The organism is Vibrio sp. YT-18 (assembly GCF_033337345.1).
Classification (GTDB): Bacteria; Pseudomonadota; Gammaproteobacteria; order Enterobacterales; family Vibrionaceae; genus Vibrio; species Vibrio alginolyticus.
In genome coordinates this window covers 42,629-62,649 of the sequence record NZ_JAWOQO010000001.1, presented here as the reverse complement: position 1 = coordinate 62,649, position 20,021 = coordinate 42,629, and the positions used below count along the sequence as shown (strand labels likewise).

16 protein-coding genes and 1 pseudogene are annotated in these 20,021 nt (G+C 44.0%); 9 read left to right on the top strand and 8 right to left on the bottom strand.

Translation table 11 applies throughout. The features are described from left to right. Positions 1-16 precede the first annotated feature (16 nt). A pseudogene (locus R7M72_RS00285) lies at positions 17-2,648 on the bottom strand (ATP-binding protein). 615 nt (positions 2,649-3,263) lie between these two features. On the opposite strand from R7M72_RS00285, the gene R7M72_RS00280 reads away from it, so the two are divergent. Then, entirely contained in the window at positions 3,264-4,697 is a 1,434-nt protein-coding gene (locus R7M72_RS00280; RefSeq protein WP_017635170.1) for a glyceraldehyde-3-phosphate dehydrogenase, read from the top strand. Positions 4,698-4,937: 240 nt separating this feature from the next. Beyond that, entirely contained in the window at positions 4,938-5,159 is a 222-nt protein-coding gene (locus R7M72_RS00275; RefSeq protein ID WP_021035939.1) for a hypothetical protein, read from the top strand. 142 nt (positions 5,160-5,301) lie between these two features. Here the strand turns inward: R7M72_RS00275 and R7M72_RS00270 are convergent, their stop codons facing one another. The 3 genes from R7M72_RS00270 to R7M72_RS00260 form a co-directional block, all read right to left on the bottom strand. Then, positions 5,302-5,916, bottom strand: a complete 615-nt coding sequence (locus tag R7M72_RS00270) for a LysE family translocator (RefSeq protein ID WP_017819876.1) — start codon at positions 5,914-5,916, stop codon at positions 5,302-5,304. Positions 5,917-6,025: 109 nt separating this feature from the next. Beyond that, the gene (locus R7M72_RS00265; RefSeq protein WP_017819875.1) at positions 6,026-6,940 is read right to left on the bottom strand and encodes a LysR family transcriptional regulator; all 915 of its coding nucleotides are present in this window, start codon (positions 6,938-6,940) and stop codon (positions 6,026-6,028) included. Positions 6,941-6,980: 40 nt separating this feature from the next. After that, a complete protein-coding gene (locus R7M72_RS00260) occupies positions 6,981-7,436 on the bottom strand; it encodes an Lrp/AsnC family transcriptional regulator (protein WP_005373615.1) in 456 nt (151 codons plus the stop codon). A 327-nt stretch (positions 7,437-7,763) separates the two neighbouring features. Between R7M72_RS00260 and yjeH the strand changes: the two genes are divergently transcribed. Next, a complete protein-coding gene (gene yjeH, locus R7M72_RS00255) occupies positions 7,764-9,026 on the top strand; it encodes an L-methionine/branched-chain amino acid transporter (RefSeq protein ID WP_318055972.1) in 1,263 nt (420 codons plus the stop codon). Here yjeH and R7M72_RS00250 read toward each other — a convergent pair whose 3' ends face one another. After that, the gene (locus R7M72_RS00250) at positions 9,027-10,472 is read right to left on the bottom strand and encodes a PLP-dependent aminotransferase family protein (RefSeq protein WP_213892264.1); all 1,446 of its coding nucleotides are present in this window, start codon (positions 10,470-10,472) and stop codon (positions 9,027-9,029) included. A 100-nt stretch (positions 10,473-10,572) separates the two neighbouring features. Between R7M72_RS00250 and R7M72_RS00245 the strand changes: the two genes are divergently transcribed. Beyond that, positions 10,573-11,229, top strand: a complete 657-nt coding sequence (locus tag R7M72_RS00245; RefSeq protein ID WP_136976705.1) for a pyridoxamine 5'-phosphate oxidase family protein — start codon at positions 10,573-10,575, stop codon at positions 11,227-11,229. Here R7M72_RS00245 and R7M72_RS00240 read toward each other — a convergent pair. Together R7M72_RS00240 and R7M72_RS00235 are read right to left on the bottom strand one after the other, a co-directional pair. Continuing rightward, positions 11,210-12,532, bottom strand: coding sequence for an ATP-binding protein (locus R7M72_RS00240; protein WP_136976704.1), 1,323 nt, complete (start codon positions 12,530-12,532; stop codon positions 11,210-11,212). The two genes, R7M72_RS00245 and R7M72_RS00240, sit on opposite strands and share 20 nt — an antisense overlap. A 3-nt stretch (positions 12,533-12,535) precedes the next feature. Further along, complete coding sequence (locus R7M72_RS00235; protein ID WP_005373624.1) at positions 12,536-13,228, bottom strand: response regulator transcription factor; 693 nt, start codon at positions 13,226-13,228, stop codon at positions 12,536-12,538. A 366-nt stretch (positions 13,229-13,594) separates the two neighbouring features. Between R7M72_RS00235 and R7M72_RS00230 the strand changes: the two genes are divergently transcribed. Continuing rightward, positions 13,595-15,136 (top strand): hypothetical protein, encoded by a 1,542-nt coding sequence (locus R7M72_RS00230; RefSeq protein WP_262627236.1) that lies wholly within the window; start codon positions 13,595-13,597, stop codon positions 15,134-15,136. Positions 15,137-15,148: 12 nt separating this feature from the next. After that, positions 15,149-15,838, top strand: coding sequence for a hypothetical protein (locus R7M72_RS00225; protein WP_017635164.1), 690 nt, complete (start codon positions 15,149-15,151; stop codon positions 15,836-15,838). Positions 15,839-15,928: 90 nt separating this feature from the next. Here the strand turns inward: R7M72_RS00225 and R7M72_RS00220 are convergent, their stop codons facing one another. Further along, the gene (locus R7M72_RS00220; protein ID WP_017635163.1) at positions 15,929-16,930 is read right to left on the bottom strand and encodes an AraC family transcriptional regulator; all 1,002 of its coding nucleotides are present in this window, start codon (positions 16,928-16,930) and stop codon (positions 15,929-15,931) included. A 107-nt stretch (positions 16,931-17,037) separates the two neighbouring features. Here R7M72_RS00220 and R7M72_RS00215 point away from each other — a divergent pair, with 107 nt between their 5' ends. The 3 genes from R7M72_RS00215 to R7M72_RS00205 all read left to right on the top strand — a co-directional run bounded on the left by R7M72_RS00215 (position 17,038) and on the right by R7M72_RS00205 (position 20,011). Further along, positions 17,038-17,364, top strand: a complete 327-nt coding sequence (locus R7M72_RS00215; protein WP_017635162.1) for an MFS transporter — start codon at positions 17,038-17,040, stop codon at positions 17,362-17,364. Beyond that, complete coding sequence (locus tag R7M72_RS00210) at positions 17,364-18,587, top strand: HlyD family secretion protein (RefSeq protein WP_017635161.1); 1,224 nt, start codon at positions 17,364-17,366, stop codon at positions 18,585-18,587. Before R7M72_RS00215 ends, R7M72_RS00210 begins: the two co-directional genes overlap by 1 nt. A gap of 101 nt (positions 18,588-18,688) precedes the next feature. After that, a complete protein-coding gene (locus R7M72_RS00205) occupies positions 18,689-20,011 on the top strand; it encodes an ABC1 kinase family protein (RefSeq protein ID WP_017635160.1) in 1,323 nt (440 codons plus the stop codon). Positions 20,012-20,021: the final 10 nt, after the last annotated feature.

Below are 20,021 nucleotides of genomic sequence, written 5' to 3'. Positions count from 1 at the left end.
TAAGTTGAAATGTTAGCTAGGCGAGTTTTAATTCACTAAAGAGCTCAAATAACTGGTTCGATTTATACGGCTTAGGTAAATAAGCATCCATGCCTGCCGCAAAACAGTTGTGGATGTCTTCTTCCAAAACACTCGCAGTGAGTGCGATAATCATCGTTTTTTCACGTCCTGCTTTCTTTTCCCAACGACGAATTTCTTTCGTCGCGGTCAGTCCATCCATCACGGGCATCATGCAGTCCATTAAAATTGCATCGAATTCTTCTCCCTTTGTGATGGCTTCTAACGCTTCTTGACCGTTGCTTGTTATCAAATAGTCATAACCTGCTTTATCCAGAAAGAAACTCGCTATTTTCTGGTTCATCAAGTTATCCTCCGCAATTAAGATCCTCCGATGAGAGCGCGACGCTCGATATTCAGAGCTGACAACATTATTGGTGACATTGTCACTTGATATGGTCTTTTCAACCTTAGCTAAATCATCAATGACATGCTTAAATCGATTGCCAAGGAAAGGTAATGTGAGTACGGCATGTACTTTTTCTGCATTTTCGTAGGGAGTGGATAAATGATGCTGGCAAATAATCACACGGCGAAGATCGTAATTAAATGATAGATTATCCAAGATTTCATCGGTATTAGCGTCGTTACTGTGGCACAGAAATATGACATCAAAGTCATCATTTATCGCTTGCACTTCATTCACATTATTAACACCAAAGAGATTGATTTTCGCTAAGCGACACTCTTTTAATACTTGGTCGGCGTAGTCGTAATTTGAGCAGATCAAAAGCCCTTTATTAATCACCTCCGAACGCCAGCCAAACACCGGAATTGCTTCAACCTCAATCGAGAATTCAAAGCATGTGCCCACTCCTTTTGTAGATGTTGCTACGAGCTTGCCCCCCATCATCGACACAAGCTGACAACAAATTGCCAAACCCAACCCTGTACCGCCAAATTGCCTCGACACTCCTTCATCTTCCTGAGTAAAGGGTTCAAAAATCGTGGTTAACTTATCTTGATCAATGCCTATTCCGGTATCTTCTACTTTAAACGTCAGCACTCCACGTTCTTTCTCAAGTAACTCCTCATAACTAACATCAACGCACACATGCCCACTTTCGGTAAACTTAACCGCATTCGATACCAGATTCGTAACTACCTGTTTGACACGATGATCATCGACCATCACGCGAATGGGGATATTTTCAGCTAAATTAATACCTAACTTTAGCTGTTTAGATGTTGCTTTGGATTGGAATAAAATCATCGACTGATACACGACTTCTCGGATATCCGCTTCTACTAGTGACAGCTCCAATCGTCCAGACTCGATTTTAGAGAGATCCAATATATCGTTAAGTAAGCAGTGTTTGAGATGAGGAGTCAATGTCATCAACAACTTCTTGTTGATGCGAAGACAACTCACTTTGAGAGAGTATTTCTGTCATGCCCATGATCCCGTTAAGGGGCGTGCGTATTTCATGTGACATGTTGGCAAGAAACACAGATTTTGCACGATTAGCCGATACTGCTGACTCTTTTGCATGCAGTATTTCTTCAGTTTGTCTCTGCATTTCTTCAACCACTCGATTCACTTGCTGAGCAAAAATGGTCAGTTCATCACTTCCATCAACTTTGACTTTTGTTTGCTTCTCTTCGGAGTTGATCAACGCGTTTAAAGTGTGAATGATCGCATCGAGTTTGCTGTTAACTCGGAACCAAGTACTAAATCCGAGCCAACAAAGCAGGATAACCACTAAGGCAACGCCAAAACTGATCACCGCTATATTGGCCTTTTGTTCATGAACCTGCGTGAGAAGCGACTGCTCAGTTTGTTTGGTGAACCCATCAATGAGCACTTGTAAGCGCTGCACACGAAAATCGAGTTCTTTTAAATATGCGGCGTAGTCACTTTGTGACATGTCTCCTGACATTAATTGTCCGCGAGACGCCAAGTTTCTCTGATATCTCGGCGAAGTAAACAAGCCAAGCAATTTATCCACTTGCTCGTATGACCCACCTAAGTTTAAAAACGCATCCAAATTTTGCTGCTGTCGGTCAATCGCCTGATAAAACATACTTTGACTTAGCCAACTCTTAGGGTCTTGGACTAAACGGTTCGTCAGCCAAGCTTCTTTCTGTGTCCAAAAAGAGAGCTGAGCAAGGTAGGCAATAAAATTTTGCATGCGAATGCCATCGTCACTGCCATACCATTGATGATTTTGCAACAAAGAGCGCGACATATTTTGGAGCTGTTGAAATGCCCAATCACCCAGGTCGTCCATCTCACTCAATCTACCTGACAATACCCCCAGCATGGCTTCTTTCAGTTCATCAGCATACTCAGCAGTATTAGGGTTACTCACAAACTTTTGATGCAAAGAAGAAATAACTTCACCTTGTTCTTCAATATTAATGGCTGCAGAGACTTGAAGATCAGGCTGTCGGCGTACTTTCTCTATGGAGTAAATAAAGTGGGAGGCCTTGGATATCAATTGGAAACCTTGAATATTGCTAACCGTTTGATTGAGACGGATCACGCGCAACGCATTATCAGAAAACTGCTGAACTGCAAACACCACTATTACCACAGCGGGTAATAGTGCGAGGAGTGCTAAGCGTGTTTTTATTGATAATCTCAACATCCATCAGCCTAATGGTTGATTTCATCCGTTTATTTAATATTAGACTAGTTTCTTGCATTGAAACGCATATACGACATTGTTACTTTCAAACAACATTCACCTACCTAGATTATGGTTATTGTGAGTATTTTATCATCGGTTAATGAAGTGGCAATTGTGATTCAAGTCATATTTTTTGATCTTAAAGTTGGATGCAAACAATAAAGTTTCACTCACAACTAAGAGTCGCATCACTTTTCAGGAAATCATCTATTGTATGTTTACCTATTGAGTTGCCTTATCGAGGAAAATCACACAAAAATGCAAAATATCCATTTTTGTCAACAAAACTAATTTGAAAGCAAACGTTATCATCGCAAAAAAAGTAAGTTACTTTCTAAATGTCAATACGTGAAAACCACTGCTTTAGTCACATTAATCCACCACTAACGCCCCCTTAAGTAGTGTTTTACACTGAATTTAATTTTCCTAGCAGAATAAGGACTCCGACCTTAGAATCCGCACACATAACTATTACAACCCGATTACATAACCCACCACACTCTTGCACGCTGCCGAAGAGGCAACAGCAGAGAGTATGGTTAGCCCCCAAAACGTGAAAGGTCTAATACAACAATGAGTCCAGAGAAATATCTCCAAGACTGGCAAACTAGCCAAACGATTGCTGAATCTATTTCCCCTCTAATTGGTAAGCTATATCGTCAAAAAGGAATCGAAGTGGTTCTGTTTGGTAAAACGCTTATTAATGCTACTACTATAGACATTCTCAAAACTCATCGCGTTGCAAGACGTTATACCGGTAACCCACTTTCGCTTGAGCACACGATGCCTATTATTCAAGCGCTTTGTGAAATGAGCATTTCTTCATGCCGTGTCGATGTTGGCCAATTGGCAACTATGTACTGGAATGAACATGACGATACAAGCTCTCTAAACGATTTCCTTATCACTGCACTTGATGGCGCTCGCGACGCAGATTCTTCATTGAAAGCGCGTGATGTGGTTCTTTACGGGTTCGGTCGCATTGGTCGACTACTTACTCGCCTTCTCATTGAGAAAAGTGGTCCAGGTTACCCACTAAGACTACGTGCGATTGTGGTTCGTGGCGGTAAAAAAGGCGATTTGGAGAAGCGTGCTAGCTTGCTGCGTCGTGACTCAGTTCACGGTCAGTTCAACGGTAGTATCGTTATCGATGAAGAGCGTAAAGCACTGATCGTTAACGGCAACTACATCCAAATCATCTACGCAAATAACCCAAGCGAAGTGGATTACTCAGCTTTCGGTATCAATAACGCGCTAGTTGTTGATAACACAGGTGTTTGGCGTGATTCTGAGGGTCTGAGCCAGCACTTAGCGTGTCAAGGCGCAGAGAAAGTACTGCTAACAGCACCAGGTAAAGGTGACATCAAAAACGTTGTATTCGGTGTAAATGAGTCAGTAATTCAAGAAGATGACACCATCATCTCTGCGGCAAGCTGTACAACAAATGCAATCACGCCAGTCCTTAAGGCTCTGAACGATAAATATGGTGTTCTTTCTGGCCATATTGAAACCGTGCACTCATACACAAACGACCAAAATTTGATCGACAACTTCCACTCTGGTGACCGTCGCGGACGTAGTGCTTCACTAAACATGGTTCTGACTTCAACAGGCGCGGCAAAAGCAGTTGCTAAAGCATTGCCAGAGCTTGCAGGCAAGCTAACAGGCAACGCGATTCGCGTACCGACACCAAACGTATCTATGGCAGTCGCTAATCTAAACTTAGGTGAAGACGTAGACCGTGATTCACTGAACGATTACTTGCGTGAAATGGCGTTGAACTCTGAGCTTTCGGCACAGATTGACTACACCGATTCAACAGAAATTGTATCAACTGACTTAGTTGGTTCTCGTCATGCAGGCGTCGTAGATGGTCAAGCGACTATCGCACAAGACAAGCGTTGTGTACTTTACATCTGGTACGACAACGAATTCGGTTACAGCTGCCAAGTTGTGCACTGTATGGAACAAATGATGGGTGTTCGTTACCAAACATTCCCTCGATAGGTGAACTTTGCTCCACAACGTTAACCACATAGCGTAGCGGACAATATCTCATATTTGTTCTAAATAATAAGCGCCATGCGCATTACTAATATTTTTCCCCGTTTATACGCCTGATCACTCTCAGGCGTTTTTTCGTTTCATTCATTTGACACTCTCCGGACAAAGTAAACGTCAGCATTCATGTTTTGTTCATGTTCACAGCATTAATCTGAGCACATAAATTACAGAGAGGTCATGATTATGAATCGGATTATTGTAACTGCACTAGCACTGATTACCGGCTTTTTTACGTTAGTATTTAGCTTGATCATTGCGATTCCGTTGACCATCGCAGCATTAATTACCGGCAAGCGTATTGAAAATCGCGTCAAGAAAATGCAGAGAGAAATGCACGAAGAATATGAATTTAATACAGGTAAAGCAGATGCGATTGAAGGTGAATTTGAAGAGGTTCGCCGGTAAGTAAATAAGATTTAGATGAGTTTCTCTCCCCAGACCGCTCCTGAGAAACTTCTTGCTTTCACCCTGTCCTTAAAATGGCAGGGTGCTTTTTTGAAAAGCAGCCACACGGGCTGCTTTTAGTATTTCTGTCTTGCGAGCTTGTCTATACCGTTACGACCACTCTAAGAGCCAGCAGCATGAGTACTACCCCTGACAAACGATCAATCAACACTGCCTTAGAGCGAATTCTGTCAACGACTTTAGAGCTCGATAGCACTAGGGTAATAAAGGTGTACCAAAGCCCATCCACAACAAACGGCGTGGCAACAATGATCATCTGATTACTCAAATCATTACCGAGCGCGACAAACTGACTGAATAATGCGATAAAAAACAAAGCAATTTTGGGACTTAAAATCGAGATAAAAAAGCCTTCTCGCGCAGACTGGATTACCGTTGTTTCCTCACCTGACTCCAACTTCGCAGCCACACCACCTTTTGAACGCAAAGCATTAAACCCTAAATACGCAAGATATGCCGCACCCACAAGGCTAATCGTCTTGAACAGCATCGGGCTTTGCTGCAAAACAACAGCGAGCCCAATCAAGGTAATAAACGCATATATACCAATGCCAAACGCATGAGCCCAAGCCGTAGCTAATCCATGGATACGTCCACCAGCCAACGAGTGCTTAGCGACAATAGCTAAGCTGGGACCTGGTGACATAGCCCCTAATAAACACACGGTAAAAAGTGATAACCAAACTGTTAGTGTCATAAGAATCTCCCCTCTTTGAAGCTCACTCTATCAACGGAAGAGGTATAATTAGAAATCAAAGTTATTCATACTAATCATGACTTCAAGTCATAGCTAAACGGTGTACGTATTAGCGAATGGAATATTCAGAAATTTGCATTACTGAGCGAATCTCTTCTCGCACCCATTTATGCGCAGGATCCGTGTCGTATTTGGGGTGCCACATTAACCAATATTGATGAATAGGTGTTTCGAGTGGTAATGCTTTATGGGTTAAGTCCCAATGCTTAGCGAGGTTAACGGCAATATGTTCAGGAGCCACCATCAGGTGCTCACTTGCAACTAAGCGATTGATCGCAGCAGAGAAGAATGGAACCTTAAAGGTAACGTGGCGGGTGTGCCCTAGCTCTTTCAATGCTAAATCAGTGTAGGAATCTTTGTCTCCGCCGCCAGTCACTTTGATGTGTGAATATGAAATCAAGTCTTCAATACTGATCTGGTCCTGCTTTGCTAACGGATGAGAAGATTTCATCAAACAAACTGATGAATCCTCACCAATTTTAACGCTCGACACACTCTGTGGTTTTTCTGGATACATAGAAGACGCGATATGGATGCCCGTCTCATGAAGTTTATCAAGAAAGTTGGGTTGCCACAGTCGGTACGCCATATCTAACTGTGGCGCTTGTTCACCCAAGTGAGAGGCAATATCGGGCAATACGTATTGCGCCACGTAGTCACTAGAAGCAATAACAAGCTCACCTTGCCACTGCCGCGGCTCAAAAGGTTGGTCATCGAGTAAATGGTCAAACTCAGCCAGTAATGCATCAAGCTTTGATTTTAACGCTATTGCTCGTGGCGTTGGTATCAGTTGATTACCTTGACGAATAAGCAGTGGGTCACCACACAGATCGCGCAATTGTGCAAGCTGTCGACTGACGGCAGACTGCGTAATGTGCAAACGGTCTGCGGTCCGGCTGACATGACACTCCTCTAAAAGTACATGCAAGGATCTAAGTAGATTCAAATTAATGTTGTTTAACATATTCGCTCAGAAGGGTTTTCAACATGGCATCCATTCATGGTCACTTCACAAACAGGTTCCCAGTCGTGTTAAAGAATTCAGCTAAGACGGTATGAGTCATCAGGTTTCGAAGCTCTGGATATCGTTGAATTTGATCTCTGATTTCGTTCAAGCGAGCCATCGTAGGCACTTCGACAAAAACCATCATGTCCGTCTCACCGCTGATCGCATGACACCATTTTACGCCATCAATTTTGTATAACTCGTCCGCGTATGATTCGCAATAATACGTAGAGGTTGATTTATCGAACTTTAAGGCAAAATAGGCGCAAATCGAATCCCCACCCGAAGGTGCAATTTCAGCGTGATACCCTAGAATCACTTTGTCATGCTCTAGCTTACGAATACGGGCCGTTACCGCAGAACGAGAAAGGTTTACTTTATCCGCAATTTCAGTCACCGACAGCCGAGCGTTGTGCCTGAGCAGATCCACAATCTTATGATCAAACTTGTCCATACCGTTACCAAGCTTTCCTTATTTTTCTCATTCTATACCGATTCTAACTGCATAAGAAACCAACATTTTGTTGGAATTATTTAAAACAACCGTCATATTGACGGTTTAGTAAATCATTTTGTTATTAACATTTTGGATATGCTATTTGGCGGGCATGAGATGAGTGCTGTTATCCATTTCAACAGAAAATAGATAACACATTGAAATCAAATTCCCAACTTAAGTGCTCAGCACATAAATAGCATCGCTTAAACACATAAAACGAAATAACCAGAAGCCACAAGCTTTTTCGTAATAAGCCTCATAACATTGGATGAATCAATTCGCATGGAAGAGCTCAAAAAAGACATTTCACTCACATCAGGTATCGCACAGTTATCCACCACATTAATGGGAACTGGGCTGTTTATGATCCCGGCTATCGCAGCAGGTATAGCTGGCCATTTTTCACTATGGGCTTGGATTTTATTGTTCATCGCGATTTGTCCTATTGCGCTGACTTTTGCTCAACTGGGTAAACGATACCCCAACGCGGGCGGAACAGCCTTTTTTGTACGCAAAGCCTTTAACGCCAAACTGGAAAGTAGTGTCGCTTGGCTATTTGTTAGTGTCATTCCGGTAGGGGTTCCGGCCGCGATTGCACTCGCCGCAGGCTTCCTACAACAAATATTGCCAGAGCCTATTAGCAACAATCTGTTTGCACAAATTCTGACGGTAGTACTACTTGTGTTCGTCAACTTGATGGGCACAAAATCATCAGGTCATTTACAAACTCTTATTGCTTTGAGTGTCTTCGCACTTGTTGGCGCATTTTTATGGAAAGGCGACGTTAACAGCGCCGATCTTGTGATGCCCGCCATCACACAAGAGTCAATTTGGCCTATTACCGCAGCGTTAGGCGTGATGTTCTGGTGTTTTGTTGGCATAGAGGCTTTTGCCCATATGGGGGAAGAGTTCAAAAACCCTCAAAGAGATTTCCCTATTGCCATTGTGGTCGGTTGTTTTGTAGCAGGGGCTACCTATTGGGCATGCTCTGTCGTTATTTTAAAATTTGGCGCGTATGGTAACGCTCAATTTGATAACGCATCCATCCCCTGGCTTAGTGCCCAACTACTAGGCGATGGAGCCAAATGGATAATCAGCTTGATAGGTTTCTCCGCTTGTTTCGCGAGCGTTAACTTATACACACAGAGCCTAGCGCGAATGGTCTGGGCTCAAGCTCGGGAACATCGTCCTTCTAGTCCACTAGCCAAGATTTCGCGTCGTGGTGTCCCTTTCTCAGCCACCATATTAGTTGGCGGTATATTATTGATATCTTGTGTGATAGGAACCCTATCACAGCTCGATCTGGAGTTTTTCCTAAAACTCGCAAACAGTGTATTCGTTCTGGTTTACATGTTGGCGATGTTAGCCGCTTTTAAATTGCTTCGAGGATTTGGTAAAACACTTGCGGGACTGTCCCTACTGCTTTGTACCGGTGTTTTTATATGTTTAGGCTGGTCAATGTTTTATGCACTTGGCATTTTTACTCTACTTTTACTGCCTTTGAAACAGTGGCGACATAAGCGACAAACACGTGTAGTTGAATAGTCATCGCTTCCCATTTCGAAATATGTGAGCTAAACGTTGGATACCAGCGTCTATGTTCTCTAACGCGATATTGCCGTAACCAAGCACGGCACCATGCCAGTGACGTGCTTGAAAATCTGGGTGTTCATAATAGCTCAAAGGTCGCAAGATGATCCCTTCATGCTCTGCTAGTTTTATAAAACGCTGCTCATCCATACCGTCTTGCCATTTCAACGTAACATGAAGCCCCGCCGCTTGGCTAACGACGCAAACACGGTCGCCAAAATGCTGTTGAATGGATACATGCATCTGTTCATGCTTAGTTTTGTAGAGTCGACGCATTTTTCGAATATGACGTAATAACCCACCTTCAGTAATAAAGTCTGCCAATGCTTCTTGTGTATGCGTCGGCGAATCACCACTTAACGCATCCTTAACCACTAAGCATTGCTCTACTAAACGTTCAGGAACTACAAGGTAGCCAAGCCGCAATCCGTTAAACATCACTTTACTGAAGGAACCCACATACAACACGCGATCATCTCGACCCATTTGAGCTGCTAGCCCCTGTAAACTGGTATAGGGACGATGAGCAAACTGAAATTCGCTGTCATAATCGTCCTCGATGATCCAACTTGATTGTTCGACCGCCCAGTTGATGATCTTTCCTCTTTGCTCGGTATTGAGTGTGGTGCCCATCGGATATTGATTACTTGGTGTAATATACAGAGCATCGGCATCGCTTGAGGTCACCGCTTCCACATCAAAACCTAATTTCTCTCTTACGAACAAAGGCTCAAATTGATAGTTTTGGAACTGAATCAACTTCCGCATTTGCGCGTAACCTGGTTGCTCCATCAGAACCTTATCACCTTGTTTGAGCACTACCATCGTCGCAATTGACAACGCTTGCTGCGCCCCAGAGGTAATAATAATGCGCTCTGGAGAACAATTCACTGAACGGCTTGATGCGAGGTAGTCAGCTAAAGCACAGCGCAATGCCCAACTACCCTGAATATCTTGATTCCCCAACAAGCAAGTACGAGACATATGGCGAGTGAGTAACTTTTGCCATTGCGCCATCGGAAATGCGTCCAAATCCGGCACACCCGGTGCAAATGCGCGGTTGATATCAAAGTGAGCTTTCGGTGATGAGTCTCTCTGAACTGAACTAGGTTCAGGCAAGTACTGCTCTGGCAGTTCTACGGCAACATAAAAACCAGAACCTTTTTGGCTGTTCAAGTACCCTTCCGCCACTAACTGTTCGTAGGCAGAAATCACGGTATTCCTACTTAGATTAAGCTCTTGTGAAAGCTTCCGCGTAGAAGGCAGCTTCCCATTCTTCATCCACAGTCCTTGAACAATTTTCTTGCGAATAGCAAAAAACAACGCTTGCTGACGCGTTCCATCACTGTCTTTTAAATGCAGGTCACCGATATCAATCAAAGACAAACTGGATCCATCCATTAGTTAAAACTGGCTCTCTTTAAGCTACCAGTTAAACGCTACATTGCAATCAAAGAATGAGGATAAATCGCTCGTAATCGTGAGCAAGCAAGGAGAGAAAATGCTATCCAACACCAATAGAACGGAAATTAAGAAAGGCGCACATAAAGCCGCCTCTGATGTTAGCAAACTGCACGCCATCATAGATGAAAGCCTAATCGCTCATATTGCGATAACCAACGAGTCAGGCCCTGTGGTCATCCCTATGCTGGCATGGCGTGTCGATGATTACGTGTATATCCATGGTGCCAACAACAGTCGACTGTTACGCTCACTCAAACAAGGAGTACAAACGTGCTTAACCTTTACTTTGTTTGATGGTTGGGTATTGGCTCGAAGTGCGTTTCACCACAGTGCGCATTATCGCAGTGCTGTGGTCTTTGGCCAGTTTGAGGTGGTGGAAGATAACCAAGAGAAAGACAGGTTGCTGAATCACTTTATTGAACAGATCGCTCCGGGGAGAACAGAACAAGTCCGTTTGAGTAATGAAAAAGAACTCAAAGCCACCATGCTGCTGCGTATTCCACTCACAGAAGCATCGGTGAAAATCAGCAATTTTGGCGTCAACGACGATGCGGAAGACATGGACATTCCTGTTTGGGCAGGTGTCCTACCCTACCGAACCGTCGTAGGTCCACTGCAAGCTTGTGACGATTTGTATGAAGGTATCGCAGAGCCAGACTACCGCAGTGCCTACTCTAACCGTTGGCAGGAATAAGCACCGTAAAACGTGCGCCGCCTAAGTGACTCTCGCCGACAGAAAGCTCCCACCCCAGTTGCCGCGCTGCACTGGTAGCGATGGCAAGCCCTAAACCAAAGCCTTTCATGTCGGCGTTGCGGCTTTTGTCTAAGCGCGAAAATGGCATAAATACTTCTTCTCGCATCGCCTCAGGGATGCCCGGACCATCGTCCTCAATATCGATGCTCCAGCAATCCGCTACCGTTCGAATCGTCACCTCAACGCAGGACTCACCATAACGCTTGGCGTTTTGCAGTAAATTATCGAGGACAAGGTTACCCAAAGTAGGCTGAAAGTGAATCAATTGGTTCGCGAGTTCATTTTCTGCTCTCAACATGGCGGACTCTAAGCCTAGGTAATTCATGCGGCTTTTACACCAAAGTGGCAGTTCCATGGTTTCAACAGAATCGATCCATGAGTGGTTTTTCACACTCAAGCGAGACAGCATGACGATGTCGGATGTTAAATCCGTCACGACATCAACGTATCGTTCAATATCGTCATGTAACTCTGCCTGCATTTCACCACTCGTGCGTCGAGCTAAATCCGTCGCTAGCTGAATACGACTCAGCGGAGTGCGCACTTCATGAGGAATAGCTTGAGTAAAGATGTGTGTTTGGCGCACTCGTCTCTCAATCTCTTCAGACATGCAGTTGAAGCCTTGGGCGAGCTCTTTCACTGGTTGCGAAAATTGCTTTAGATCGACTCGCGTATTCAACTCACCAGAACCAAATTGTTGTTGCGCAGCCGTTAGTTGCCGAATTTGGCGGTCAAGACGTCGTACAGGTATGTAAACCATAATGCCTAAACTGCATACAACAACCAAAAGTAGAGTAAGTATAAATACAATCTCAGAATCTTCATTCCAATCAACGTGTGGGCTAAAGAAATCCGTTTTTTCTTTGAAAACTAAACTCTTCGAAGTGTTAGGCAAAGGGAATACCGCAGCATAGGTACTGCCATCAATAAGATAAACAGGTATCCCTTGCATACGGTACAGCAGATTACAATCTCGACAAGGCGGTGATCCGTCCCAGTTTTCAACCAATGTTAAATCAAAGATAAAGAAATCTTGCTTGCCGTTTTCGGTTAACTTCTTGTAGAGAGAATCCGGAGTGCCTCGTTGCTCAATGTATTGATCGACAAAATAAGCACCGTCACTCAAAAAAACACCGACTTCTGTTTTGCGCATGTACTCTTCCCCCATAAAGAGAAACAAAGCAACAGTCAGCGCAAGGCCAGTTACTAACCCCACATATAGACGAGTAAACAGGGAAAACATGCGTCATTTACCTGTCAGCATGTAGCCGTGGTGACGTATGGTTTTAATGGTAGCCGTATGGATATGAGCCTTAGAGAATTTCTTCCTTAGTGAGGATATACGCATATCAATCGAACGATCAGTAATACAGTATTCAATGCCTCGGGCAAGACGGCAACATGATTCACGAGATACTGGCTTATCGACATTCAGCATCAGGAGCTCTAAAATTTCAAACTCAGAACTCGTTAAACCAATATCTTTTTGCAAATAAAATGCTTGGGAGCGACGAAGACAAAGACTAATGCCATATCGGCTCAGCTTTTCTTCTTCAACGATATCAACTTGACGACAATAGCGACGCAACGCTGCTTCAATACGGGCGAGCAAAATATTACCTTTTATCGGTTTGGTAAGGTAATCATCAGCACCGAACTTAAATAAGCTCACCTCGCTCATTTCATCATCGGTCGCAGTCAAAACAATGATAATACCATGATAAAACTTACGCGCCTCTTGGCATATTTCTGCGCCATTTTTTCCTGGTAACATCAAATCTAACAGCACTAGGTCCGGCTTGAGCCCCTTAATCGTTTCTAATGCATTTTGACCGTTATCGATGACAGTTACCGTATATCCTTCGGCTTCGAGGTACATTTTGGTTAATCGAGCAATCTCTGAGTCGTCTTCTACCAGTAAGATTGTATTACCCACCATGAATCATTTACTCCACCAATATGATGGAGGGAGTATATCGCTCGCCCTATACTGCGCAACCCACTTAAATGATAATTTTAATAAAAAGCAGGCTTACATACGCTTACAAACCATACATATACGGTAATCCTAATCATTCTATACCCCTAAAACCATGCAATAACCTGAGGTTTTATTCATTATCAGAATATAGCTTCACATAGAAAATAAAATTCGGAATAAAAATCCACTATATTTTTAAATATATCGAATAATAGGTCTTACCAAAAAACAATATCAACATATATGACTTAGTTTGCTTATATAGACAGGACTTTATGTTGCTTCTAAGTTTCTTGCTCTAATAAAGTCTACGAGTAACATGAAATGAGATATTCCAAATTAACACCTTTAGCCATATTTTGCGCGATAAGTCTAACTGCTTGTGGCGGCAGTGAATCTAATTCGAAACCATCGACAACGACACCTCCAACACCACCAGTGCCAACATTGAGCACTGTCACAATCCCAACTGTCGTTTCTACAAAGTTTCCAGCCAAGTTAAAAGTGGCTGCTGATTCGGGCTTCACCCACTATGTGAAAATCTCCCTTTCCGAAGCAAACAACAACGATACATTTCACATTGTGGCTGTTGATGACGGTGCGAATAATGAAAAAATCTTTCGTGCAGCCAAAATCATCCAACACCTTCTAACAAACCAACCAGACTCTAAGTACGGTGCTGACAAGTCTCGTATCGCTAAGACATTAGCCGAGCGTGATGCCACATTAATGCTGACCGAAAACGACGAACAGAATGATGAGATGTTAACCAAAATCTTTATCAACGAACTGATTCGCCAAGACAAATTGAACGATGCAGTTGCAAACTCGGGCTTAGCACACTCTTTTGATACGAGTTCTCTAGAAAAGTTTGTTGTAAGCATGATGGTACTTAGCGAAGATGATATGGATACACTTGTCACATCTATCGCGTCAACATTAGTAACTAGTAAAGAAACACCAAACTGGCTAAGGAATAGCCAATCTTTAATGTATCGAGAACTGACAGTTGAAGGCGATTGCCATTACATGAGTAATTTTGCCGATTACTGCGCCAATCTTGGCAAAAAAGCCGAACGAGACGCCGCTTTTGAAGAAATTTTACACTTGGTCCAAGCGCAAGGTATTGCACCTAACACGGAGACTGCGGCACTGCAAAATGACATTCAAGCTCATGCGTTAACAATCTATAACGATATTAAATCGGGCAAACCGACGGTGTGGCGCCCTACTCAGTATGACTGGGACGATTGGAAATCGGACGACTTCGATCCTGAAAGTGTTAAACAAACGGGCCCTTCATATTCTCACGAATATTTTGCTGCCGCTTTTGAAGCTTACATGGGTGTAGCAAAAGCAAACGGACATGGTTTAGATGGCTACCAAGCGTTAACGCGTGAAGAAATGCAAACCCAAGATCCACAAGCCGTTGATTGGATCAGTGGCTTATTCCACGGATACTTGCAATATACCGCGAATATCGACTCTGCGGGCGTCAAGCTCTACACCGAAAAGACAAATCCAGGCACAGTACCTACCTTCCGTATGGCTCCCAACAAAGACGGTTTGATAGAAGCGTACACCTACAAATCTCAGTGGCTAACAAAAGTGAAGATCATTGGCGACGACGCGATGAATGTGATCGGTAATGATCAAAACAATACTTTTGAAGGCAACAGCAAAGACAACAGCATTTATGGTGAAGGCGGTATCAACACCTATATCGTGCCACACAAACTGGCGGAATGTACTGTTATCAAAGCAAAGAGTGTTTCTGTTGAGTGCCCAAATACAGGCACTGACGAGTTGTACGACATTCAGAACATCCAATTCACCGACCAAACCCTAGATGTAACCAAGCTATAAACAATGAAAAACATGAAGAAACTTATTCTATTCGCTCCCTTGCTCCTTGTTGGTTGTGGTGGCCTAGCCGTCATGGATCGTACTGATGCCGTAAAAGCACAACCAGAAATGCTGATCAAAACCGACGGTGATTTTTGGGGATTCGGTGCAGATGGCCATTTTGATTTTGCTGGTAAGTACAAAGGCAAGTATTCACGCAGTGCTTCTAACTCAAGTTGGTTTAACCGTATCTCTTTCAAAGAAGGTTCAATGGGCGCAGAAGTGACTCGTATCGACAGCGGGGAAACTTGGCTTTTGAACTGCACCGGAGGCGGTATGTCGGTTAACTACATGGGCGTCGATTTTGGTGGGAATGATCCTTACACCTGTGACATTACTCAAGATGGTAAAAAAGTCGGTGAGTTTGCGATGGAGCCAAAATCGGCTCTCATCGACATCAGCTTTGAGAAAAAAGAGACAGGCATAGTGCGTATTGGTAGCACCCACTTTAATGTAGAAACTGTACATACTAGTCCTGACGCCATGATGGCGGTAGACATTCCATTGGGTTATAGCTTTAAGGAAGGCACACAAGAAATTGCCGCTGTGCAGACGAACGGTACCATTGCGGTACAGATGCTCCCTGAACTTAGCGAACAAAAAAAGGATGTAGTTGCCATCGGCGCTGTTGCAAGTGCACTAAGTTGGCGCCCTAAAAAATAGCCATTACATAAAACAACAACACACAAAAAACAAAGCCCTCTACTTTTTTGAGGGCTTTTATTGCTTGTACTCATAGAAATAAGTGGAGCACTACTTCTCTAATCTTCCCATATACTGCTTGGGCGTTAATCCACGATGTTTCTTAAACATACGATTGCAGCTCGCCACATTGGTGTAACCAAGGCGCGTGGCAATGTCATCAATACTCACGCGCTTACTCAACAAACCAGCTGCAATATTACTCAATACATAGCCAGAAACCGTCGAAAAATTGAGCCCTAATTTATGCAAACGACGTTGAAACTGCTGTTCAGATAAATCAAGCAGAGAAGACACGCGCTCTAACGTTGGCAATCCATAATGGCTGCTGTAATTCACCACTTCATAAATCACTTTCAACTCATCTTCTGGGTCGGGCATATTCAGCAAATCATCCAAATCGGAAAAACTCATCGCTAGACGGCTGTCTTCTCGATGGCTCACTTGGCGAGAAGCTAGTCGGTCATCTCCCGGGATCCATATCTCTGTTTTTGGCTGACTCCATTCCACCTCGCAGCCGAAATATTCCCGGTATCGCTCAGTATTTTTTCTCGAGCCTGAAACCTTGACACGTAAAGGCTGGTAATCTTTGCCAAGAAATTCGCGTAACACCTTAATCATAAATACCGCACAGCGGATACTATCGTGCACCTTTACTGACGTTTCTATAAACGGGTTGTGGTAAGTCCATTTGATGATTTTACCCGACTGTTCGCCAGCAAAAAACGCCCCTGATTGTAGGTTGCTCACACCATAATTCACTCGCCGAATGGTACTGGCTAAATCATTGCCGGAGAATAACCAGCGTCCCACTGGCCCTAGCTTTTGCAGTTCAATACCTCGGCTGAGACTCAACACCACATCCGGGTCACCACTGGCTTGTTCAACACAACGGTACCATTCCGCAACGGCTTTTAGCGGGATCAGTGTCATTGGGTTACGAAACACCGATGCTGGGATCCCTAACTCATCCGAGTCCAAATTGTATTTAGATAACGCGAGGTTATGCATGTTTAGAATGCCCATCGCGCGAATAAACCGAACCGTTTTCATAACCAATCACATCAAATTTAATCCTGTAGTGATTGAATCTGTCACAAAGAAAGCCGCAAATCAAATTCAGATCACAATACGCCAACAGTTTGATAGAGGAGTGTTTAATGAGTTTACTGAGTGTCCCGTTTGTCGGTACAGGCGCAGATACGGCGTTACATGTTGTCGCTGCTGTCGTTTTAATTGCGAGTGTCGCGGGCGCGTGTTACGGCTTTTGGAAAATCCATGAATTGCCTATCAATAAAGCACACAGCAAAGACCATCATCAGATAGGGCTCATCACTGCGCTGACCTGGATAGGGTTTGTCTGGCACTGGGTTTGGGTGCTAGCCGTGATCTTTGCATTCGTTGATATGGAAAAAGCCATCATCAATCTGCGTGATACATGGAAAAGTAAACCGCAAACAGAAACACAGCCAAAAGAGGAAGCATAATGTTAGAAGGTTTAGCGGTATGGGCACTCTTCATCTATCTGTTGCGTTTGGTTGGCATGCCTTGGAACAAAGCAACCAAATCGTTCGCTTATCTTGGCGGCTTGGGTTGGCTAATGTTCGTCTGGGTAGGTTTGATTAACTTCACCCCGATGGATTTATCCGGCGGTTCTGTCGTGCAGTCGCCACACATCCAATTGCGTCCAGATTCAACCAATGTAAAAGGTAAAGTTGACCACATTTACATTGAGCCGAATCAGCAAGTTAAAGAAGGTCAGCTCATTTATGAACTTGACCCAACGCAATACAACATCGCATTAAATCAAGCGAACGTATCCGCTGATTCTGCTCGCGTTGCATTAGCTACAGCAATAGGCGACATCGAGATTGAAGAAGCTAACCACGAAGCGCTAGTGCAAGATCTAGAAACATCAAAGAGCCAGTTGGAAGCGGCGAAAGTTGACTACAAATTGCAGAAAAAGATGCTAGTTCGCTATGTTGAGCAAAACCGAGTGGTGCAAAACACCATCACGGAAAGCGACATCGACAAACAGTCGAGCACAGTAGACATGGCTCGCCACAATGTGTTGACTCTTGAATCTCAAATCAAGAAGAAACAAGTCGATATTTCACGTGCGAAGCTGGCGATTCATAAAGCGGAGTTAGCGGTTGAAACGAAGCAGGCTGAATTGCGTCAAGCGGAAGAGCAAATTGCAAAAGCACAATGGGATTTGAACAGCACCAAAGTGCATGCACCTAGTGATGGCTTTGTAACTAACTTTATCCTGCGTGAAGGTCAGCGCGTATCAGCGATGCCACGTATTAATATGTACACCAACGAGAAGTACGTACTGATGCGAGTGAACCACCAAGCGATTCGTAACATCAAACCGGGTCAGCCAGCGGAATTCTCTTCGTCCGTTTACCCAGGTAAGATCTTCTCAGCGACCGTCGAAGGCATTGTTGAAGCAACAGGTGAGTCACAAGGTAATCTACTGGGTTTCGATGATTCCGTACGTGTCACCACTGGAAAGAACTTACAGAACAAACACCACTTTGTTCGTCTTAAGATTGATGAGCCAGAAGGCTACGACATCCCTGTTGGCTCTGTTGGCCTCGCATGGGTCAGCGGTGAAAAACCGATAGGCTTCATGGCCTTCTTAGATGTGATTCGCGGGATCATCATCCGAATGAAGTCTCAACTGTACTTCTTCTACTCTATCTAAACTCGCAAACCGCCAGTTACGCTGGCGGTTTTCTTTTCATTTGTATCCAAACATATCCTTTTCCCGTATAACAATTAGTTAGTAAATAGCGGAGAAGATTCATGTCGGCAAAGGAAAGAAGCCTACCTACCCATCGCATCTCAAGATTCAGCAAGTTCGCTTCACTTGCTACCCGTGTCGCAGGCAATGTGATTGCAGAAGGCACGAAGCAGATAGCCAAAGGCAACAAACCAAAAGCGAAAGACCTCTTGCTGACGCCACAGAACATCGCGCGCTTAACTGACCAACTTGCTCACCTGCGTGGCGCTGCAATGAAGCTTGGTCAAATGCTATCAATGGATGCTGGTGATGTTTTAGAACCTGAACTTGCCGATATTCTTTCCCGTCTTCGTTCCAACGCAGACCCAATGCCTGCAAAACAACTCAACGCAGTAATGGAAAGTTCGCTAGGAACGAATTGGAAAGCTGAGTTTCTGTCATTTAACTTCAAACCAATCGCCAGTGCATCAATAGGACAAGTGCACCAAGCCTACAGCGATGCGGGCGATAACCTAGCCGTCAAAGTGCAATATCCGGGCATACGGAAAAGTATCGATAGCGACGTCGATAATGTCGGTACACTGCTCAAGGTCGTTGGGTTGATTCCCGAGTCTGTCGACTACAAAGGATTGCTCGAAGAAGCGAAAAAGCAGCTACATGACGAGGCCGATTACGCACGAGAGGCACAATTTGCCATTCGTTATCATGACGCTTTGAAGGAGCACCCTCATTTTGTGGTGCCCAAGATTCATACTGAAAGTTGCTCAGACTCCGTTCTCGCGATGGAATTCATTGATGGTAGCCCGATTGAGCAAATCGAACATTATGATCAGAGTACGCGAGATTTTGTCATGCACAGCCTACTCGAATTACTGTTCAGGGAGCTGTTCGAATTTAAGATGGTACAAACCGACCCAAATTTCGCCAACTACTTATATATCGAAAACACTCGTCAAATCGGCTTGCTAGATTTCGGGGCCACTCGAGAGTACAGCGAGCGGTTCAGCACTGGTTATCGCCAAGCTTTCGCATCTGTCGTTAACAATGACGAACAAGGCTTGAATAATGCGCTTGAACAAATAGGCTTCTTCAGCCAAACCATCCTTCCAGACCAACGCCAAGCGATTCTCGATCTAGTGAAAATGGCATGTGAACCGATGTTAGTTGATGAGCCTTATGACTTTAAAGCCAGCGGCTTAGCACAAAAGCTTCGCGAGGCTGGCACCATTCTAAGCATGGAGCAAGAATACTGGCATACTCCACCAGCAGATGCCCTATTTTTACACAGAAAAATCGGCGGAATGTACTTGCTGGCAGCCCGTATTGGCGCAAAAGTGAACATTCGCCAATTGGTACAGCCATATCTCACCATCAACAGCGAATAGCCTATTGTTT